Source organism: Mesorhizobium sp. CNPSo 4670 (assembly GCF_057784235.1).
In genome coordinates this window covers 24070-40066 of record NZ_JBWJFQ010000033.1, presented here as the reverse complement: position 1 = coordinate 40066, position 15997 = coordinate 24070, and the positions used below count along the sequence as shown (strand labels likewise).

The following is a 15997-nucleotide window of genomic DNA, read 5'->3' as shown; positions in this document are numbered from 1 at the left end:
TTCGGGCCGAAGGATCTTAGAATATTTGCAAAAGAACCGGAAAGGCCAAAGAGAATGGCGGCCTCGACTTGGGGATGGTCGCTTCTCGCACCGAGATGCGGAGGTTTGCGAGGCGCGCTGGCGTATCAACTTCGAAGCCACATGCAACCTGTCCTCGATCCCCTCGAAATATCGCCCTGGCTCGCCATGCCCTACAGCAAAAGGCGATCCGGCGGGTCATCGACGTTCCTCACCAAGCCTTGCTGTCAGGCGGCATGACGGCCCCTCGTCAATCCCGCGACCTTCTTGGTGTGCGTTACTGCTGCGTCGCCGCCAGTCGTCTTTGTGAAAAGATCAAGTGTCTCGTCGCCGTCATCACCGACCGGCATGAGCGCCTGATCCATGTAATCCTTTGATGCAGAATTTCGCGAGATCGCACGTGCCGCTACCATAAGACGCACAATTGTGTTGGCGAGCACGGCGTGTTTCCGAAGAGTTTCCCATACGAATCGAGGCCAGAAGTACCAAGGGTTTTCGCGGGGCATGCCGGGGCGCCGCTCCGACGGCCGCTTGAGACGCAGAAGACCGGTTTGCAACGGATGCACCTTCTCGAGAGGGACTACGGTTGCGAACGTCACGAGGAGCTTGACCAGACTGCCGAGTGGAACGCCAGTCGCGACCGCACGGCGCAACAGCGTACGCATATGCTTGGGCGTGTAGTAGAGCGACCATGCTTCCTGGTAGATGCTCTCCCATTCCTGGCGGGTCATTCTCGGATGTGCTGTGCAGACATGCTCAAGGTCGTAGACGTTGAGATCGGAGTCCATCTCGATCCGCTTCCTCCAAAGGCTCTGATGGTCCTCCGATCCCGGCAGCGGCGTCAGGTTAAAAAACTCTATTATGTCGAGAGGGAGCTCTTCCTGTATGATCGCGATATCGCGTCTGATCGTCTCGGGCGTGTCCGACGGAAAGCCGAGAATATAGCCCGCCAAAGTCATGATGCCCTGTGCCTTCCAGGCGAGCAGCATCTTACGGTATTCGGTAATCTTGTTCTGCCGCTTTTTGGCCGCAGCGAGATTGTCCGGATTGACGTTCTCCAAGCCAATGAAGACGCGCGTAACACCAGCTCGCTTCGCCTTCTCCACGAAGTTCTCGATCTTGTGGCACAGCGTGTCCACTTGGATCATGAGGCCGAGAGGGATGCCGTCCTTCTCACGCAACGAGATAAGGCGGTCGAAAATCGCTTCCCATTCCCTGTTGCGCGCGAAATTGTCGTCAGTGATGAAGAACTTGTGGACCCCCTGCGTCCAGTTCATCCGCACCAGCTTCTCCACATCATCTGCGGAGCGGAAGCGTGATTTTCGACCTTGCACGTTGATGATGGTGCAGAACGAGCATTGATAGGGGCAGCCGCGACCCGCATCGAAACTCGTGCTGAGGCCCATAGTGTGTTCGACGTACTGTTTGGGAAGGAACGGTACCGGCGAGCCCTCAATGCCGGGCATGTCCTTCAGGAAATCGTATAGCGGTGCCAGCTGTCCTGATGCAGCGTCGCGCAGTACCGCTTCGAATCTGCCTTCGGCCTCGCCTGCAAACATGGAAATGCCCATTTCTCGACAAGCGTCGAGTTCGACCGCGCGCCCGTCCAGCATGGCCAGGCATCCCGAGACATGGAAGCCGCCCATCGCGACGGCCATTTTCGCGTCGCGGAAGGGTCGAGCAATATCGAGCGCGCGGGGATACTGATTGGACTGGACGCCAATCAGAGCGATCATTCCGAAATTGTCGTGCTGCCGGAGCTTCGCCAACAGCGCCGGAATATCGACCCGCGTGTTGGTCTCGTCGATCGCCATGATGTCGATGGCAACGTCTGAACCGAGGATTTCGCGATCCGCACAATCGGCGGCGATGCCATAGACAGCGGCGAGCGAATTCGACGGGATCATCGCTCGCCACCAGCGAATAACGTATCCGTCGTCGTCGTAGTGCGATGGCTTTATCAGGATGAGCTGGAAGCGTCGGCCCCCAGCTTTTGGAGAAGCGGACAAAACACATATCCTCACGTTCAAATCCGAAAGTAACACACAGGATTACGCCTGTCGCGTTGCGAGGGTCACAATTACTAAGGGGCGGGCCGATGTTGCCGCTTCAACTCACAGGTGAAGAGGGCGCAGGCCGTGTCGCACCACGGCGCAATCTCCACCGAAGAGCCAGCACCTAATGCAGGCCCAACATAAGGACAGTGTTGCGCTTGGCCTTCGTGCCATCTTGCCTAAGTACGGATCCAGCAAGCGTCTTTACACCTTTCAAGGTTGCCTTGGCTGTGGTCATGACCTTCCCGGTAACTGGGGAATTCTTGCTGCCAGATGGTTTTTTCGAAGCCGTTGGCTTCGCTGATGCCGTTGCTTTCGCCTTGGGTGCAGCAAGCTTTGCCTTGATATTGCTGTTGCCAAAACCTGGGGATTTTTGGACCTACTCCCCAGCTTCGGAGAAAGATGGGCATTCGGAGAGCCGTTTGGGCGGGAACGTTGTTTCCGCTCCGCCCGGCTTTCGGCCACACATCCCGCAAACGCTGGGCCTTCGGGAACGCATGGGCGCATCGGAGAATTGTTTGGAATTTGAGGATGGTAGAGGGAGAGCAACTGAGATCCAACCTTCTCCAACTCGCACTGGTTCCGCGCAAGCTGGCGTCCGCATCATTGTCTTCGCTTTTGAAACCAGGTGCTACCGAGCTCCGACTTTTTGCAGGACCGGGAATCCAGCAGGAATACCGCAAAGCCACTATCCCGTCCAAGTTGTGGACACTTCAATTTCAAAGGCGCACTCTCCAGGGACGAAACCCAAGCAGAGTTTCGTCCAATGCCTCACATGCTTGAGAAGCCTCGCTGATCGCATGACCTGTCCGGACATCCGGATGGGCAGTCGTTCAATATGCGCCTGTCCGTGATCAGGCTACGGCCCAAAAGGCATGCTGCAGCCCGTTCCGGATCAACTGGAGGGAAACAGCATGCCTCATCTTCAACGCAGAGAACTTATTCAAGGGAGCGTGGCTCTTGCCGCAATCGCCGCCCTTCATGCCTCGCGGGCTTACGCTTTTCCGACACGGCCCGGCGAGGAAGTCGTCAAATGGCTCGATCAACTGCCACCGAACCCGGTGCCAGAGGTCATCAAGAATCAGATTGTCTGGGAGGACCTCAATTCGTGGGTGACACCCAATGACAAGTTCTTTTCAATCGCGCATTTCAACAGGCCGGTCATCGACGCAGGCACGTGGAAGCTCGAAATCGCCGGCCTGGTCAAAAAGCCGATGGCCCTGACGCTTGTCGATATCAAGGCCCGGCCGCGCGAGGAAGTCACCTTCACAATCGAATGTTCGGGCAATACCGGCCTGCCGTTTTTCAACGGCGGAATCGGCAATGCCCGCTGGGCGGGTACGCCGCTCGCCCCGATCCTGAAGGAGGCCGGGGTCCTCGACAGCGGCATCGAGGTCGTCTTCTGGGGCACAGACGAAGGCGAGATCAAACGAGCCGACGAGGTCACGTTCAAGCAGAATTTCGCGCGCAGCATGTCGCTGGCCGACGCCATGGATCCAAAGAACATCCTTTGCTACGAAATGAACGGAACTTCCTTGCCGGCCGACAACGGGTTCCCGCTGCGGCTGATAGCGCCGGGCTGGTACGGGATCGCGAACGCGAAATGGCTCAAGCGCATCGAGGTGCGCGACCAGCGATTCGAGAGCCGGTTCATGGGACGCGACTACGTCACGGTCCGCGAGGAAGACCATAATGGCGAGACCGTGTGGGCGGAAACCTCCGTCGGACGGGCACGCCTCAAATCGGCGCCGGCCCGGGTGACCCATATCGGCAGCGATTACCGGATCGTCGGAGCCGCTTGGGGTGCGCCGATCGACCGGGTCGAGGTGAAGATCGACGATGGCCCGTGGATGCCGGCGACCATTGACGGCACCGAAGAGGCGGAGTTCGCCTGGAAGATGTGGTCTCTGGACTGGCCCAAGCCGTCCGCCGGGGAGCACGCAGTCACCTCGCGCGCGATCGATAAGAGCGGCAACATTCAGCCGGCCATGAGCGATCCGTGGATTGCCAAAAAACACACCTATTGGGAGAGCAACGGACAGGTGACCCGCCGTATTCAGGTCAGTTGACGGCTCGGCGCCGTGAGCGAAGCCGCCTGGAAAGCTGTTTGGCGACGGGATTGAATGCGACCCCGTTGCGCCCGTGGGCATAACCAATTTGCAGTGGTTGAAAACACGGCAGGCGGTAAGGTCGCAGAAATGAATGGTCAGGTCGGCCCGCAGGAGTAGAGTCGCAAAACCACCGTCAGCCTTCGGGCGTCGATGTCATTGAAATTGCTGGAAATCCATGGCTGGGGGTGGAACGATCTACCCCCCCAGCTTCGGAGAATATTGGCCTATCAGAGAGCGATTTGGTCGGTGTTGCCGAGTGTAGATCCGCAGCTATTGACTACAGACCGCGCCATCGCTGGGCGCCATGGGCGCGTTCTTCGCCACAGAGAAATGTTCGTTTGTGTGGACTGGTAGCGGGAGAGCGCTACCGCCTTTCCCCCACTCATCGAACTGCCGGTTCCCGCTTCGCTGCTACGGTTGATCGCAGCCAGTCGATCTAACTGCGCCTGGGGCTCAATGTCTCGGGCGCCGAAGGCAGAGATCGTCCTCGACCCGCGGTCGGACTTTCGAGCGCCAGAACTGCGATCTCGGTCTCGATGGAGTCTGACAGGCGTCACACGCTGCATCTGATGGAATAAGGCGTCAAGCAGCCGACCCTCCAAATCCGAGCGCATTATCCGCTCGAAAAGGTCGGCCTACCAATGCTCCTGCGTGGGGGGTGGCATATTAACTCAACATTGATGCGTGCATCAGCACGCGGGCTGGCCCGCGTGGCTGGATTGGAACGTAACCGGAGCGATCGGCAGTGAGGCTGCTGATCTGCTCGTGGTGTCGAGGTGTACTCGAACGGTTCAGTCGCACCTATTGTGCAGTTGCCGCGCTCTCGATCATCTGCGCGACGGCCGCGGGGTTCGATACCATCACCACGTGCGAAGCCCCTTTGATGACTACCGTTTGCTTGGAGTGCGCCCGTTCCGCCATGAACCCCAGAGCCTGCGGCGGAATATTCAAGTCCTTGTCGCCATAGATGAACCACGACGGAATCTTTTTCCAGGCGGCATCACCTGATCCCTCTTTGAGAGCAGTTTCGGTGACCGGCCGTTGCGCCGCAGCCATCAAGGTTGCATCTGGTTCCGGAACATCCGCCGCGAATTGATCATGGAACTTGTCCTGCTGAATGTAGAGATCAATCCCGCCACTCGACAGCGTCACCGGCGGAGCTAGTTTGTCACCGAGCGTGCTTCCGGGAAACTTGCCAGTAAGTCCGAGCGCGGATTCTCCCGTATCGGGCGCAAATGCAGCGACGTAGACCAGCGCTTTGACATTCGCATTGCCGTTAGCGGCGTTGGTAATGACACTACCGCCGTAGGAATGTCCAACCAGGACGACGGGGGATTTGATGCCGGCCAGAATGTTCGAGACGTACTGCGCATCACCTTTGACGCTACGGAGAGGATTCGCGGCGCCTACGACAGGGTAGCCATCCTTCTCGAGAATCTTGACGACACCGTTCCAACTCGACGAGTCCGCGAATGCGCCGTGCACCAGGACGATGGTGGGCTTGGCCTGCTGCGCAACTGCACTACTCACGATGGCCCCAAATACGGCGCCAGCGATTGCCAATCCGGCAAGAAATGTCTTCATCCGATATCTCCTTCAGAGATCTCAGTGCCTGGTTGTGAGAGCGATTCGCCTGGGCCTGAGAACGTGTTCAGTGCATAAACTTCGCGCCCAAGCAGGAGCAGCCTTACGGAAGAACGTCAAGCGAGTAGGGAACCAGGGCCACACGCGCGAGCCGCATTTCAGCCGATCAATTCCGTACGAAAGCAGTTTGAAGACACTCGCGACCTTGCGGATGTTTCGGTCCAACACGGCCAGATTGCCCGGATGGGCGGGTTGGCCCACGCAGCAAGACAGTATATGCTGCACACACACACGCAGCGAATGGAAAAGAGCCTGTTTGGGCGTTGTGGGAAGATGCCTTCGGCTACGGACGGGCGATCAAGGTCGGAGGCACAATCTAGGTGTCTGGCGAACTCAGCCACGACGACAAGCGGACCCTGATCGCGCCCGACTTGATCGAAACCGTCGCCGTGTTTCGAGATCCATCAGGGATCGGCGGGAAGTCGAAATCGCTGAGCCGCTAACAGCACTCTTGGGCGAGGGCGCTTTGCCCACGGCGTCAAATGGGTTGCGGAATGGTGGTAGAGGGAAGGGCACTGGAAACCAACCTTCTCCACGGAGCGGCGCCATGACGGCAACATGAAACGTGCCTCAGATACGTTGCTGACGACCGACCTAGTCGGAGCCGCACTTAGGTCGGCTCCCCAAACTCCGCCTCGTTCCTTGCCGATGGGCGTCTCTCGTAGTCGACAGGCGGCAACAGCATGACCTCCGCATCGGCACGGCCGTATTCCCTGCCGATTCGAATCGCCGCATAGATCGCACCGAGGCGGATCAACAGTCTAAGCATCATAATTCTCCTTCAACGGAGAAACCACGCGGCAGGCAGATAGTTCCGTATGCCGGAGCCATGGAGACCGGTGATCGTTCATCTGGTTGGTACACCGGGGAAGGACGCAGAAATGGTCGTCAAGAAATCAAGCGGCGCGAGCCGGGTAGTAAAGGGCCAGGAGCTAGAGGTTCAACACCTCACTGAAGTTACGGACTTGTCGCCCAAACAGGCGCGCGGCCTGCTCCGCAAGCACGGCGCGGACTGGCCGAAGTTGAAGGACGAAGCCGAGGATTTGCAAACCCGACCGGCAACAATAGCGGCTGGAACGGCTACACGCTTCGCGTTCGCGTCAATGCCGCGGCCTTGGCCAACGGCGGCGGGTCAAAGGTTCGCGTACCTTGAAGGCGGGTAGCTCCGGCGGCTTCACCATCGATGCTTGCTAGCCGGCGCTTCGGTCGGGGACGATTACGACTTCGAAACGACGCCGACACAGTTGACGTTCAACACCGGCAGTGCTGGCGCCACGGTGACAACCGGCAATTCGATCGTCTCTGACGAGATCACCTATTCCCTCAACGCCGCCAAGAATGTCATCGTCGCAATGCATTTCAGCGCCACGTCCGCCGTCGGAATCGACAACGGCGCCACCAACTGGCAGGGCTACTACAAGAGCGGCGTGAGCGAGGCGGCTACCGTCAACGTCACTGGCTATTCGGCTGGCACTGGCAGCGTCAGTTATGGCCTCGCGAAGATCGAATCGTTCGTATGAAAAAAGGGCCGGCGCTACGAACGTCGACCCTTCCTGGAGGGGGCAAAACCTCCAAAGAGTAAGTCCCCAACCCATCTATCGCAAGCGCGCCGGGTTCAGGGCGCGCTGTTACGGAGTGCAATCGCCGCCGGTGCCGCCACCAGCCGTGACACCCTTGGTGTTAAGGTTGTGGCAGAGACCGGTGAACTGATCACCAACCCAGCCGCCGATCGCCAGGATTGCGAGCAGCGAAACGGCGGCGATGATGCCGACGAGAATGGAGTATTCGACCATCGCGGCGCCGGATTCGTCGTCGCGAAACTGCATGATGAACTTCTTCATGTGATTACCCCTGTTACACCCTTACCCTGGACAGAGGTGCCCCTGTAGGTGCTCATTCCCCAGTCCCGGCATTAAATCTGTTCCTGCTAATATACGGAGTCAAAGGGATTTTAACGGATCGTTAACCGCGAAGACTTCGGCGCCTACTTTTCGCACAAGGGTAACTACGTGATTTGTCACGGAATTTCGGCCGCTTAACCATGGCCTCATCAATCGACGGACGCTATCCGGAGGATATATCCCGTTATTTCAACCCGCCCGCGAAGGCATGCGGCAGGAGCGCATTGGGAGTTGGCAAACGGCAACACGCGACCAACTCTACGAACGGTGAACAAGCACAGGGATGTTGCTGTGTGTCAGCACCTTGAGCGTTACGCTTCCGAGCAGCACCGCCGATATCCCACTTCGCCTATGTGATGACATGACGATGAGATCGCAGCCCCTGGCTTCAGCCGTTTCGATGATAGCTGCGAAGCAATGCTCATGCTTGATGTGGACAGTCTCGAAGGACACCTGACTGGCTGCCGCGACGGCTGCGGCGGAAGCGAGATACTCCTCCGGCGTTCCATGCAAAAGCTTATGAACGAATTCGGCCGCCCCAGGGATCTCGACGACCGGCGTGGGGTCGGATGCGATCGAATGCAACGGCGCTTCCACCGTAAGAATAGTTACTTGTGCGTTCAGGGCCGCGGCGAGGCCAACGCCGTGCGCAACGGCATTCTCGGATCTTTCCGAGCCATCGGTGGGGATCAGGATATGATGATACATCTTGTGCCACACGGATCGAATGCAATGTCCCCAAAGTCGGGCGACAGCCAATTATGCCACATCATTCGCGCGGATCGTAGCTTGCGCCGACCATCATGCCGCCATGTCCGCGCGGTCGAGGACGACGAAGAACTAACCCGATCATTCGATTTGGAATCCTTCGCTCTGGTCTTCGCGGAAGTCCAGCTGCGACGTCTGGGGCTTGATAGGTTCGTGCGGCTGTAGGGTAGATTCACCGCTCTGCATTTTTGCGCGCCAGATCGGCATAAATCTCTGTTCGGTCGCCATTGTGCCTTTCGATCAGCGCCAACGCTTCCGGCCGTGTCATTTTGCCAATCTTCATCAGAAACTCGAACTCATGCTTCGGTATCGATGAGGCGAGACGGTCTAGCTGCACCCGCCTGGTTTCGCTTCTGTTTGCCATAGGAACCTCCGTCAATCGGTTGTTTCGATCGCTGCTGGGGGTCTGACGCATAGAGCAAGCCGGGATGTGGGATTTGGTTCCAGCCTCTTGCCATCAACGATCGGTGCGAGGAATATAGTCCTCGTTGCGGCGACCCCTTCAACGGAGATCGCCATGCCTCAAAAGACACTCGCCGATACCCTCGCAGCCCGCGAAAGCGTCTACGTCAATTGCGGGCATCCGATGTGCGCCAAGTCGACCAAGCTCGACATCCAGGCGCTGATCGATAGGCTCGGCCCCGATCACGGCGCGATGCACCAAGATCTGGTCGGGCTGTTCGCCTGCGCCAGATGCAAGGCTGCCGGCCGCGATCGGCGCCCGGTGTTTTTCACGGTCATTCCCGACTACGAAGGCCAACTACGGGAGCGGAACCGTGACTGGAAACCGACGTTCGAGAGGAAGCCACCGGGTTGACGGAACATTCGCAAAGGGGCTGGATCGCTGAATTTAGCTATTTGTTTTCTGTATTCTTAAGCTTGTTGGTGCAGACTTACGGCGGAGGTCGGTATCGATGCACCCAAGAAGCGTCATTTTTGTCGCCGTGGGACTTGGATTACTCGGTACCGCGGTCCCGATAGCCGGCGCGGTCTACCTCTCGTGGCAAGCAGCCGTGGCAGATGACACGGAGCGGCTGAGCCAACTCGCCGATCAGGCGATCGATAGAACAGTTTTCATGTTCAATCAGGCGACCGAGGTGCTTCATACGATAAGCGCCTCCGGCTACGTCCCGTGCTCCTCCGACCATATCGCCGAGATGCGCCGCCTTACCATGAACGCACGAGCCGTGGACGAGATCGGATATTTCGAAGCGGGCAAACTTCGGTGCACGTCCTGGGGGCCGACAACAGTCGACGTCGCCCTGGAGCCTGGAACCTTCAGGACGAAAGGTGATATCGAGGTCACGACAGACATGAGTCCACGTGTCACCCGTGGCAAACGGATGATGGCTATCCAACTCGGCAGCTACAACGTGCTGGTCGACCCGATGCGTATGTTCGATGTCATCGGCGACCCACAGGTGAAGCTGGCGGTGGCTCATGAGAGCGGAAACCTTGTTGTCGCCGATGATGACGCGGGCAGGAACCTTTTCGATCAGGCGCGCCAATCTTCATTTGACGATGACTTCATCATAGCCCGCGCAAAGCACGGCGAATGGCAAGCTGCGGCCGCGCTACCCCGCGCCCAGACGCGGCGGCATCTTTGGCGCGAACTCCTGTTTATGTTGCCTATCGGCGCAGGTATGGCGGCGATCATAGTGGGGATTGTCGTCTATTTCTCACGCAAGCGCTTGTCCCCCGAAGGTGAACTCGCACTCGCAGTCGCGAATAGGGAATTTGTAGTCCAATACCAGCCAATTCTGGAACTCAAGACTGGCGCCTGCACCGGTGCCGAAGCATTGGTCCGGTGGCGCCGTCCCGACGGCTCAATGGTGCGGCCAGATCTCTTCATTCCGCTCGCCGAAGAGACAGGCCTGATTCTGCCGATCACCGATCAGGTCATCGCCAATGTCATCGCCGATCTTGGCGCCGCACTGACAGAAAACCGTGACCTCCATATCGCGATCAACTTTGCCGCTGTGGATATGAAGACGGGGCGCGTTCTTGATGTGCTGCAGTCCGCACTGGTCGGGACAGGAATCGAACCGTCCCAGATTTGGCTCGAGGCAACCGAGAGGGGATGTCTCGATTTGAAGCCTACAGTTCATACGATCACCCGCGCCAGAGCGCTTGGTCACGCAGTGGCGATCGACGATTTCGGCACGGGCTATTCAAGCCTGCAGTACCTTGCCAAGCTTCCCCTCGACGCCCTGAAGATCGACAAATCGTTCGTTGATACGATCGGCAAAGACACGGCTACGAGCGCGGTAACGCTACACATTATCGAAATGGCGAAAGCGCTCAACCTGCTGATTGTGGCCGAAGGTATAGAGACCAAGGAACAACTCGACTATCTGGTCGAGCACCAGGTTGGCTTCGGACAGGGCTGGCTCTTTTCGAAACCAGTTTCTGCCCTCGATTTTATGGACTACTTCAACCGCAGGAAGCCTCGTCGCACTGCCGTGGCGACCTTGGTCCAATCGGCGGCCTAATCGGAGGCCCTCAGCTAGGTAAAAGCTTGCGGCTGTGAGCAAAAGAACGCCCGGTCGATCCGGGCAATAGGAGGAGCGATGCCGCGTGATTTGGTGCGCTGGTAGAGATAGCGGTGCGAAAATCGTTCGCCGCAACCAACCCCTCCGCCGCTCGTTGACCCTATGCTGGTTGATCCCAGCACTCCATACCTTGCCCAATGCCGAAAGGTGGCGGGCTTTTTCGTGTGCTAGGAACCTGTTGCAGAGAGCGAAGTTTTGATCCTGCTCGGCGGTCACTCCCCGAGCGCCACCCCACTTCCCGCCATCGTTTCCCGGTGGCGGGATCTTTATGTATTTTAGTTGCAACTAATGTTTCCGCAGAAAGTTGCCTCTCTGCCAGCTAATGTCCCTCTGCTGGCGTCTTCGGAGCCCGTCACCTTTTACCCAAGGTGGCGGGCTTTTGCGTTTCAGGTGCTCAGTTTACCCCGGAGTTCGCGGAAGACTTGGCACCAAAAGCGACAGTCCGATCTGCGACCGCAAACCGGCGTTTGCGCTGATGGCGGATCGTGCGACCGGGAGATATGTCGGTTCGGCTTCATCAACGCTCGCAGCGCCATCCGAGACCGGTTGTGGAAACGCGTCCAGGAACACGCCGGGCCGCCACCGAAGGGCATGAAGCGGCCGGCGACACAATGGGTCAAGCCGAGGATCATCGGGCGCGTAAAGCACTTGCGCGGCGAGGAAGATCTGCGGCACGCCTCGCTGCAAGATTTCAGGGAAGAATGAGCAAAAGCCCTTGCCGGCCAGAAGGCGAGGATTATATTCCTCTCCGTTGCGGCGACCCCTTCAAAGGAGTTCGCTACTATGGCCAGATCCAAACCTTCCAAGCAGGTTTCACAGGCTCAAATTGATCGCTTCCTGACGGCGGCGGAGGCGCTTCACATCAGCATCGTCAAGCCACTGATATCGCCTAGCTGCGATCACTACCGCTCAACGCGGATCCTACATGAGGTGCTGTTGAAGGCGGTGCGGGAAGTGACCGGGAAGGAAGTCGAGTTTATCCCGTGGAACACTACCGGACCGGTGCGGCCTCCTACGGCTGGGTAGCTTGTGGGACCTCAGTCTTAGTACCGCCAATAGGCACGAGAGAGTCCAAGACGGCGGCTGCGAGAGCAGCGCCTTTCCATTGAAGCGTCTGGCGAAAAGACGACCCCGAATAGGCTATCAAATGCGCGATGACCAATCGGGCGCGTCCGCTTGAATGAACAGATAAATGCCGACCATGAGCAACACGGCCAGGACCACCAGCGCAACCCAGAGCGCGAGTTTCGTTTTGTTCATAGGCGATAGGTAAGCGGCAGCGCCAGAACCACAATATCCTACGGCTTAGCAGCAGCGCGCAATTGGACCTAAGTCTTGGTTGAGCAGTAGCTAATATGCCGATAACTCGATGGTGAAGTCCGACAACTAGCGCCTTCCTGGACTTCAATCCCGTACAAACCGGGCGCCGGCCAGGCAGATTACGGCAGCGGAACCGGCGAGCCAGCGAGCGTTCGCAGATAGGCGATCACGTTCAGCCGGTCGGCTTCATCGGGCACGCCGCGGAATTCCATGTTGACGCCGGGCGTGGTCAGCGTCGGACCAGCGAGGAAGGTGTTGAGATCCTCGTAGGTCCAAGACCCATCCCAGGCCAGCAGGGTCTTGGAGTAGCGGTCGAACTTCGTTGAGGCCTTGTCGCGTCCGACGACGTCCCACAGGTTCGGCCCTACGGTAGAATTGTCCTTTGGCCGTACGACATGGCAGGGGGCGCAGGTGGAGGCAAAGAACGTCGCGCCCTTTGCAGGGTCGCCGGCCGCCAGCTTGGCGGAAATGGGCTCCGGTTTCAGGATGACGACGCCATGGGCCTTGAGGTAGGCGGCGATGTCGGCATGGTCGTCGTGCCTGGCAAGGTGGTAGGGCGTGATGATGCTCGGCCGCTGGGCGGGGTCACCTTGGATCCAGATGGCATTGACGTCGGCGCCGGCCTCGACCAGCACCTTGACGCAGTCGAGACAGCCGTTGGCGACGGCGAGGGTCAGCATCGGCTCGCCCCGCGTCGTGCCATTGGCGTCTGCGCCATGCGCCAGCAGCAGCCGGATCATGTCGGCGGCGTCCTTCAGCACGGCAACCGTCATCGGCATGCCGAGCGCCGACTCCTTGTTGACATCGGCGCCGCGCTTGATCAGTAGTTCCGCGGCCTCCGCGTGGCCGCTGCGCACAGCCAGGAAGAGCGGCGTGGCGCCCTTCTCCTGCTCCTCAATATTGGCGCCGGCATCAAGCGCCGACGCAATTGCATTTAGATCGCCGCTCTTGGCCGCATCATGAAGCGGACCGGCCTGGGTGGTTGAGAGCGCCCCCAGACAAATGAGCAAGCTGCCGATCAGACCACGCATGCGGCTGTCCCTCCGCCGATACGGATCGAAAAGACTACACCCGATCATCGCTCACGGCCAGCGGCTTCGTTAAGCGTTAGCTAATATAGATGAGCCCGCGTCATCCAATTGATGGGTTGGAAGCCCAACATGGGTCGGTGCTACTTTGATGCGTGGCGCGGCTTAAAACCTCTTCGCCATTGCGCGCCGGCTGAAGGAGGTCCCCCCTTAGCTATTAGTCTGCCGGCACTTCCCCCGGACGAGGGCAGGCCCAGGGAGGGCGGCGCCGTGGCGACCGGACCCGGCAACAGTGGACTCGATCGTTCCAGCACCGCCGCAAAGTTATGGCGCGGAACCGCTGCAATGGCGGGCGAAGATCTTCATGAAGCTGAGGAACGTGCTGCTGCCAGCAAGTACGAGGCAGGGCCATGTCGCGGCGTGGGGAGCATGGTGGCTCGCAAACACCGGCCACGGATAAAACGCCGCTGTCGGGCGTTTGTCGGGGCGACAACGGCAATTGTTAGCTGATCGCACGCCAGGGTCGCTGTCTCCGGCGTCCAGGGCGAACCACGCGCGCCAAAAACCTGCTCGACCGTCTTGAGGCAAGTTTCTGGCAGACATTTGCGCCGTGTTGTAGACTGGTTAGGGGTGATGGGAACGAAGAGGTTGGTCGGCGTGGTTGGGACTGCTGCGCAGCGCCGTTTGGCTGCCATCCTAGTGGCCGACGTGGTTGGTTACTCCCGCCTCATGGAGGCGGATGAGCTCGGCACTTTTGATGTGATCAAGGAACGGCGAAGGGAGATCGTGGTGCCGGCCGTTCGAGAGCACGCAGGTCGAATTGTCAAGTTCATGGGCGACGGAATCCTGGCCGAATTTGCTAGCGCAGTAAATGCGGTGAGTTGTGCACTTGACCTTCAGCTCCGCATGGCCAAGGCAAATGAAACGCTAGCAGACGCTAACCGGATCAGATTGCGGATAGGCATTAACCTAGGCGACATCATAGAGGACGAGTCGGATGTCTACGGTGACGGTGTTAACATCGCCGCTCGGCTTGAAACCCTGTCCGAGCCGGGAGGTATTTGCATTTCGGGCCAAATGTACGACGCGATTCAAGGAAAGCTCGAGATTTCAATCGAGGATATTGGAGAAAGCTCCCTCAAGAATATATCTCGGACTATTCGCGCCTATCGCATCAGGCCCAGCGACGCAGAAGGAGTCCAAGAAGCCCAATTTTTAAGGGGCAACGAGCGTACGACGGTGGCGGTATTGCCGTTCGCAAATATGTCTGGCGACCCAGCACAAGACTATTTCTCGGATGGAATAACCGAGGACATAATCACGGAGCTTTCCCACTATCAACATCTGTCGGTGATTGCACGTAACACGACAGCTCTGTTTAAGGATCGGTCCGTAAACGTGGCGGAGATAGGCCGCAAGCTTCGGGCTGATTTTGTGATCGAGGGAAGCATTCGGCAGGCCGGCAACAGGGTCCGTGCTACAGTTCAACTCATTGACGTTCAAACCGGGACTCATGCGTTCGCAGAAAAATTCGATCGGAAAATTGACGACATATTTCAAGTTCAGGACGAGATCGTTGATGCTATTCTTGGTCGGCTTTTTTTCAATCTGGATGAAGCAGCAAGCAAAGCTCGTCAGCGAAATCCGACGACAAGCACCACGGCTTATAGTTTGTGGTTGCGCGGCAGGCAGGCTTCGAGAAATGGCGATGAGGAGGATGCTATAAGCTGCCTGAATCAGGCGATCAAAATTGATCCTCAATATGCGAGAGCGTTGGCCCTGTTGAGTGACCTCTATGGCTATAGACGATTCAGCGGATCCGCACGTGACACTCATATGAAAAACGCCGAACTATCTCGCGGATACGCTGAAAGAGCTATCGCTGCCGACAAGACAGACGCCTATGTGCTTGAACAGGTAGCAGCTGCGTACCTAATGCTCGGTGATGGAGACAATGCAAGACGATACTCTGATAGTGCAAGTTTAATCAATCCGCGTGACATCTCCACGGCCGTCACACGCGCACTAGTTCTCGCCTTCGCAGGCGAACGCAATCGCGCACGGGAAATAATTGAACGTGTACATCAAGCTGAGCCACGCGCACCGCCGGGATGGACGGTTCTCTTGGCAGACGTACAGTATCTAATGCGTGACTTTGAAGGAGCCCTTAAGACCTACAAAACAGTTAACGGCGCACCTTTCTATGTAAGATTGCTTCAGTTGATGTGCCTTTCCCAACTGGGGAGGATCGATGAGGCAAAAGCAATTCTAGGCGAGGCACCGACAGGTTTCGATATTCCGGCATTCGCCCGCAATTGTGCAGGCATGTGCGCGCTGGCCGAAGACCGTGAACTGTGGCTCGAGGGGTTTCGCAAAGCCGGTGTGGATGTTTACGGCTAAAGCGGAGGACGAACGTTCAGCGCGGAATTTCCCGCGTTGCCGTTCCATAGCGCAGAACGGCGCTAGAAAGGGCAATTCGGCAGGTGACCTGCCCCTGAACTGTCATCCAGCTGCGATTAGAGTCCGGCCCTTGATCGAACCAAACCGGCTTGACGGAACATTAGCAATCTCTAACTATTTTTGCTTGCGGCAAGTGATGCT

The 15997-nt window shown here is 58.0% G+C and carries 13 protein-coding genes; 6 read left to right on the top strand and 7 right to left on the bottom strand.

The window, feature by feature from the left end; translation table 11 throughout:
- Positions 1–245: 245 nt before the first annotated feature.
- A complete protein-coding gene (locus tag AC0ZT5_RS33445; protein WP_488499921.1) occupies positions 246–2027 on the bottom strand; it encodes a B12-binding domain-containing radical SAM protein in 1782 nt (593 codons plus the stop codon).
- A 959-nt stretch (positions 2028–2986) separates the two neighbouring features.
- Between AC0ZT5_RS33445 and AC0ZT5_RS33440 the strand changes: the two genes are divergently transcribed.
- Positions 2987–4141 (top strand): sulfite oxidase, encoded by a 1155-nt coding sequence (locus tag AC0ZT5_RS33440; protein WP_488499933.1) that lies wholly within the window; start codon positions 2987–2989, stop codon positions 4139–4141.
- Positions 4142–4984: 843 nt separating this feature from the next.
- On the opposite strand, the gene AC0ZT5_RS33435 is transcribed toward AC0ZT5_RS33440, so the two are convergent.
- Positions 4985–5767: an alpha/beta fold hydrolase gene (locus AC0ZT5_RS33435; protein ID WP_488499920.1), complete on the bottom strand. Its 783-nt coding sequence runs from the start codon at positions 5765–5767 to the stop codon at positions 4985–4987.
- A 670-nt stretch (positions 5768–6437) separates the two neighbouring features.
- Entirely contained in the window at positions 6438–6596 is a 159-nt protein-coding gene (locus AC0ZT5_RS33430) for a hypothetical protein (protein WP_488499919.1), read from the bottom strand.
- A 475-nt stretch (positions 6597–7071) separates the two neighbouring features.
- Between AC0ZT5_RS33430 and AC0ZT5_RS33425 the strand changes: the two genes are divergently transcribed.
- Positions 7072–7347: a hypothetical protein gene (locus AC0ZT5_RS33425; RefSeq protein WP_488499918.1), complete on the top strand. Its 276-nt coding sequence runs from the start codon at positions 7072–7074 to the stop codon at positions 7345–7347.
- Between the two features lie 108 nt (positions 7348–7455).
- On the opposite strand, the gene AC0ZT5_RS33420 is transcribed toward AC0ZT5_RS33425, so the two are convergent.
- The 3 genes from AC0ZT5_RS33420 to AC0ZT5_RS33410 all read right to left on the bottom strand — a co-directional run bounded on the left by AC0ZT5_RS33420 (position 7456) and on the right by AC0ZT5_RS33410 (position 8911).
- Complete coding sequence (locus tag AC0ZT5_RS33420; RefSeq protein WP_488499917.1) at positions 7456–7668, bottom strand: Flp family type IVb pilin; 213 nt, start codon at positions 7666–7668, stop codon at positions 7456–7458.
- 318 nt (positions 7669–7986) lie between these two features.
- On the bottom strand, positions 7987–8436 hold the full coding sequence (locus AC0ZT5_RS33415) for a universal stress protein (protein WP_488499916.1): 450 nt from the start codon (positions 8434–8436) through the stop codon (positions 7987–7989).
- 232 nt (positions 8437–8668) lie between these two features.
- Complete coding sequence (locus tag AC0ZT5_RS33410; RefSeq protein WP_488499915.1) at positions 8669–8911, bottom strand: hypothetical protein; 243 nt, start codon at positions 8909–8911, stop codon at positions 8669–8671.
- Positions 8912–9013: 102 nt separating this feature from the next.
- Between AC0ZT5_RS33410 and AC0ZT5_RS33405 the strand changes: the two genes are divergently transcribed.
- The 3 genes from AC0ZT5_RS33405 (at position 9014) to AC0ZT5_RS33395 (ending at position 12074) form a co-directional block, all read left to right on the top strand.
- A complete protein-coding gene (locus tag AC0ZT5_RS33405; protein WP_488499914.1) occupies positions 9014–9313 on the top strand; it encodes a hypothetical protein in 300 nt (99 codons plus the stop codon).
- 196 nt (positions 9314–9509) lie between these two features.
- On the top strand, positions 9510–10988 hold the full coding sequence (locus AC0ZT5_RS33400) for an EAL domain-containing protein (protein ID WP_488499913.1): 1479 nt from the start codon (positions 9510–9512) through the stop codon (positions 10986–10988).
- Positions 10989–11831: 843 nt separating this feature from the next.
- Complete coding sequence (locus tag AC0ZT5_RS33395; protein WP_488499912.1) at positions 11832–12074, top strand: hypothetical protein; 243 nt, start codon at positions 11832–11834, stop codon at positions 12072–12074.
- A gap of 413 nt (positions 12075–12487) precedes the next feature.
- On the opposite strand, the gene AC0ZT5_RS33390 is transcribed toward AC0ZT5_RS33395, so the two are convergent.
- Positions 12488–13399, bottom strand: coding sequence for an ankyrin repeat domain-containing protein (locus tag AC0ZT5_RS33390; RefSeq protein WP_488499911.1), 912 nt, complete (start codon positions 13397–13399; stop codon positions 12488–12490).
- Positions 13400–14029: 630 nt separating this feature from the next.
- Here AC0ZT5_RS33390 and AC0ZT5_RS33385 point away from each other — a divergent pair.
- On the top strand, positions 14030–15796 hold the full coding sequence (locus AC0ZT5_RS33385; protein ID WP_488499910.1) for an adenylate/guanylate cyclase domain-containing protein: 1767 nt from the start codon (positions 14030–14032) through the stop codon (positions 15794–15796).
- Positions 15797–15997: the final 201 nt, after the last annotated feature.

Excerpts from the sequence above, each read along its gene's own strand:
- AC0ZT5_RS33420 (WP_488499917.1), bottom strand. The coding sequence starts at position 7,668 with ATGAAGAAGTTCATCATGCAGTTTCGCGACGACGAATCCGGCGCCGCG.
- AC0ZT5_RS33390 (WP_488499911.1), bottom strand. The coding sequence starts at position 13,399 with ATGCGTGGTCTGATCGGCAGCTTGCTCATTTGTCTGGGGGCGCTCTCA.
- AC0ZT5_RS33440 (WP_488499933.1), top strand. The coding sequence starts at position 2,987 with ATGCCTCATCTTCAACGCAGAGAACTTATTCAAGGGAGCGTGGCTCTT.
- AC0ZT5_RS33415 (WP_488499916.1), bottom strand. The coding sequence starts at position 8,436 with ATGTATCATCATATCCTGATCCCCACCGATGGCTCGGAAAGATCCGAG.
- AC0ZT5_RS33430 (WP_488499919.1), bottom strand. The coding sequence starts at position 6,596 with ATGCTTAGACTGTTGATCCGCCTCGGTGCGATCTATGCGGCGATTCGA.
- AC0ZT5_RS33395 (WP_488499912.1), top strand. The coding sequence starts at position 11,832 with ATGGCCAGATCCAAACCTTCCAAGCAGGTTTCACAGGCTCAAATTGAT.
- AC0ZT5_RS33385 (WP_488499910.1), top strand. The coding sequence starts at position 14,030 with ATGGGAACGAAGAGGTTGGTCGGCGTGGTTGGGACTGCTGCGCAGCGC.
- AC0ZT5_RS33405 (WP_488499914.1), top strand. The coding sequence starts at position 9,014 with ATGCCTCAAAAGACACTCGCCGATACCCTCGCAGCCCGCGAAAGCGTC.
- AC0ZT5_RS33435 (WP_488499920.1), bottom strand. The coding sequence starts at position 5,767 with ATGAAGACATTTCTTGCCGGATTGGCAATCGCTGGCGCCGTATTTGGG.
- AC0ZT5_RS33410 (WP_488499915.1), bottom strand. The coding sequence starts at position 8,911 with ATGCGTCAGACCCCCAGCAGCGATCGAAACAACCGATTGACGGAGGTT.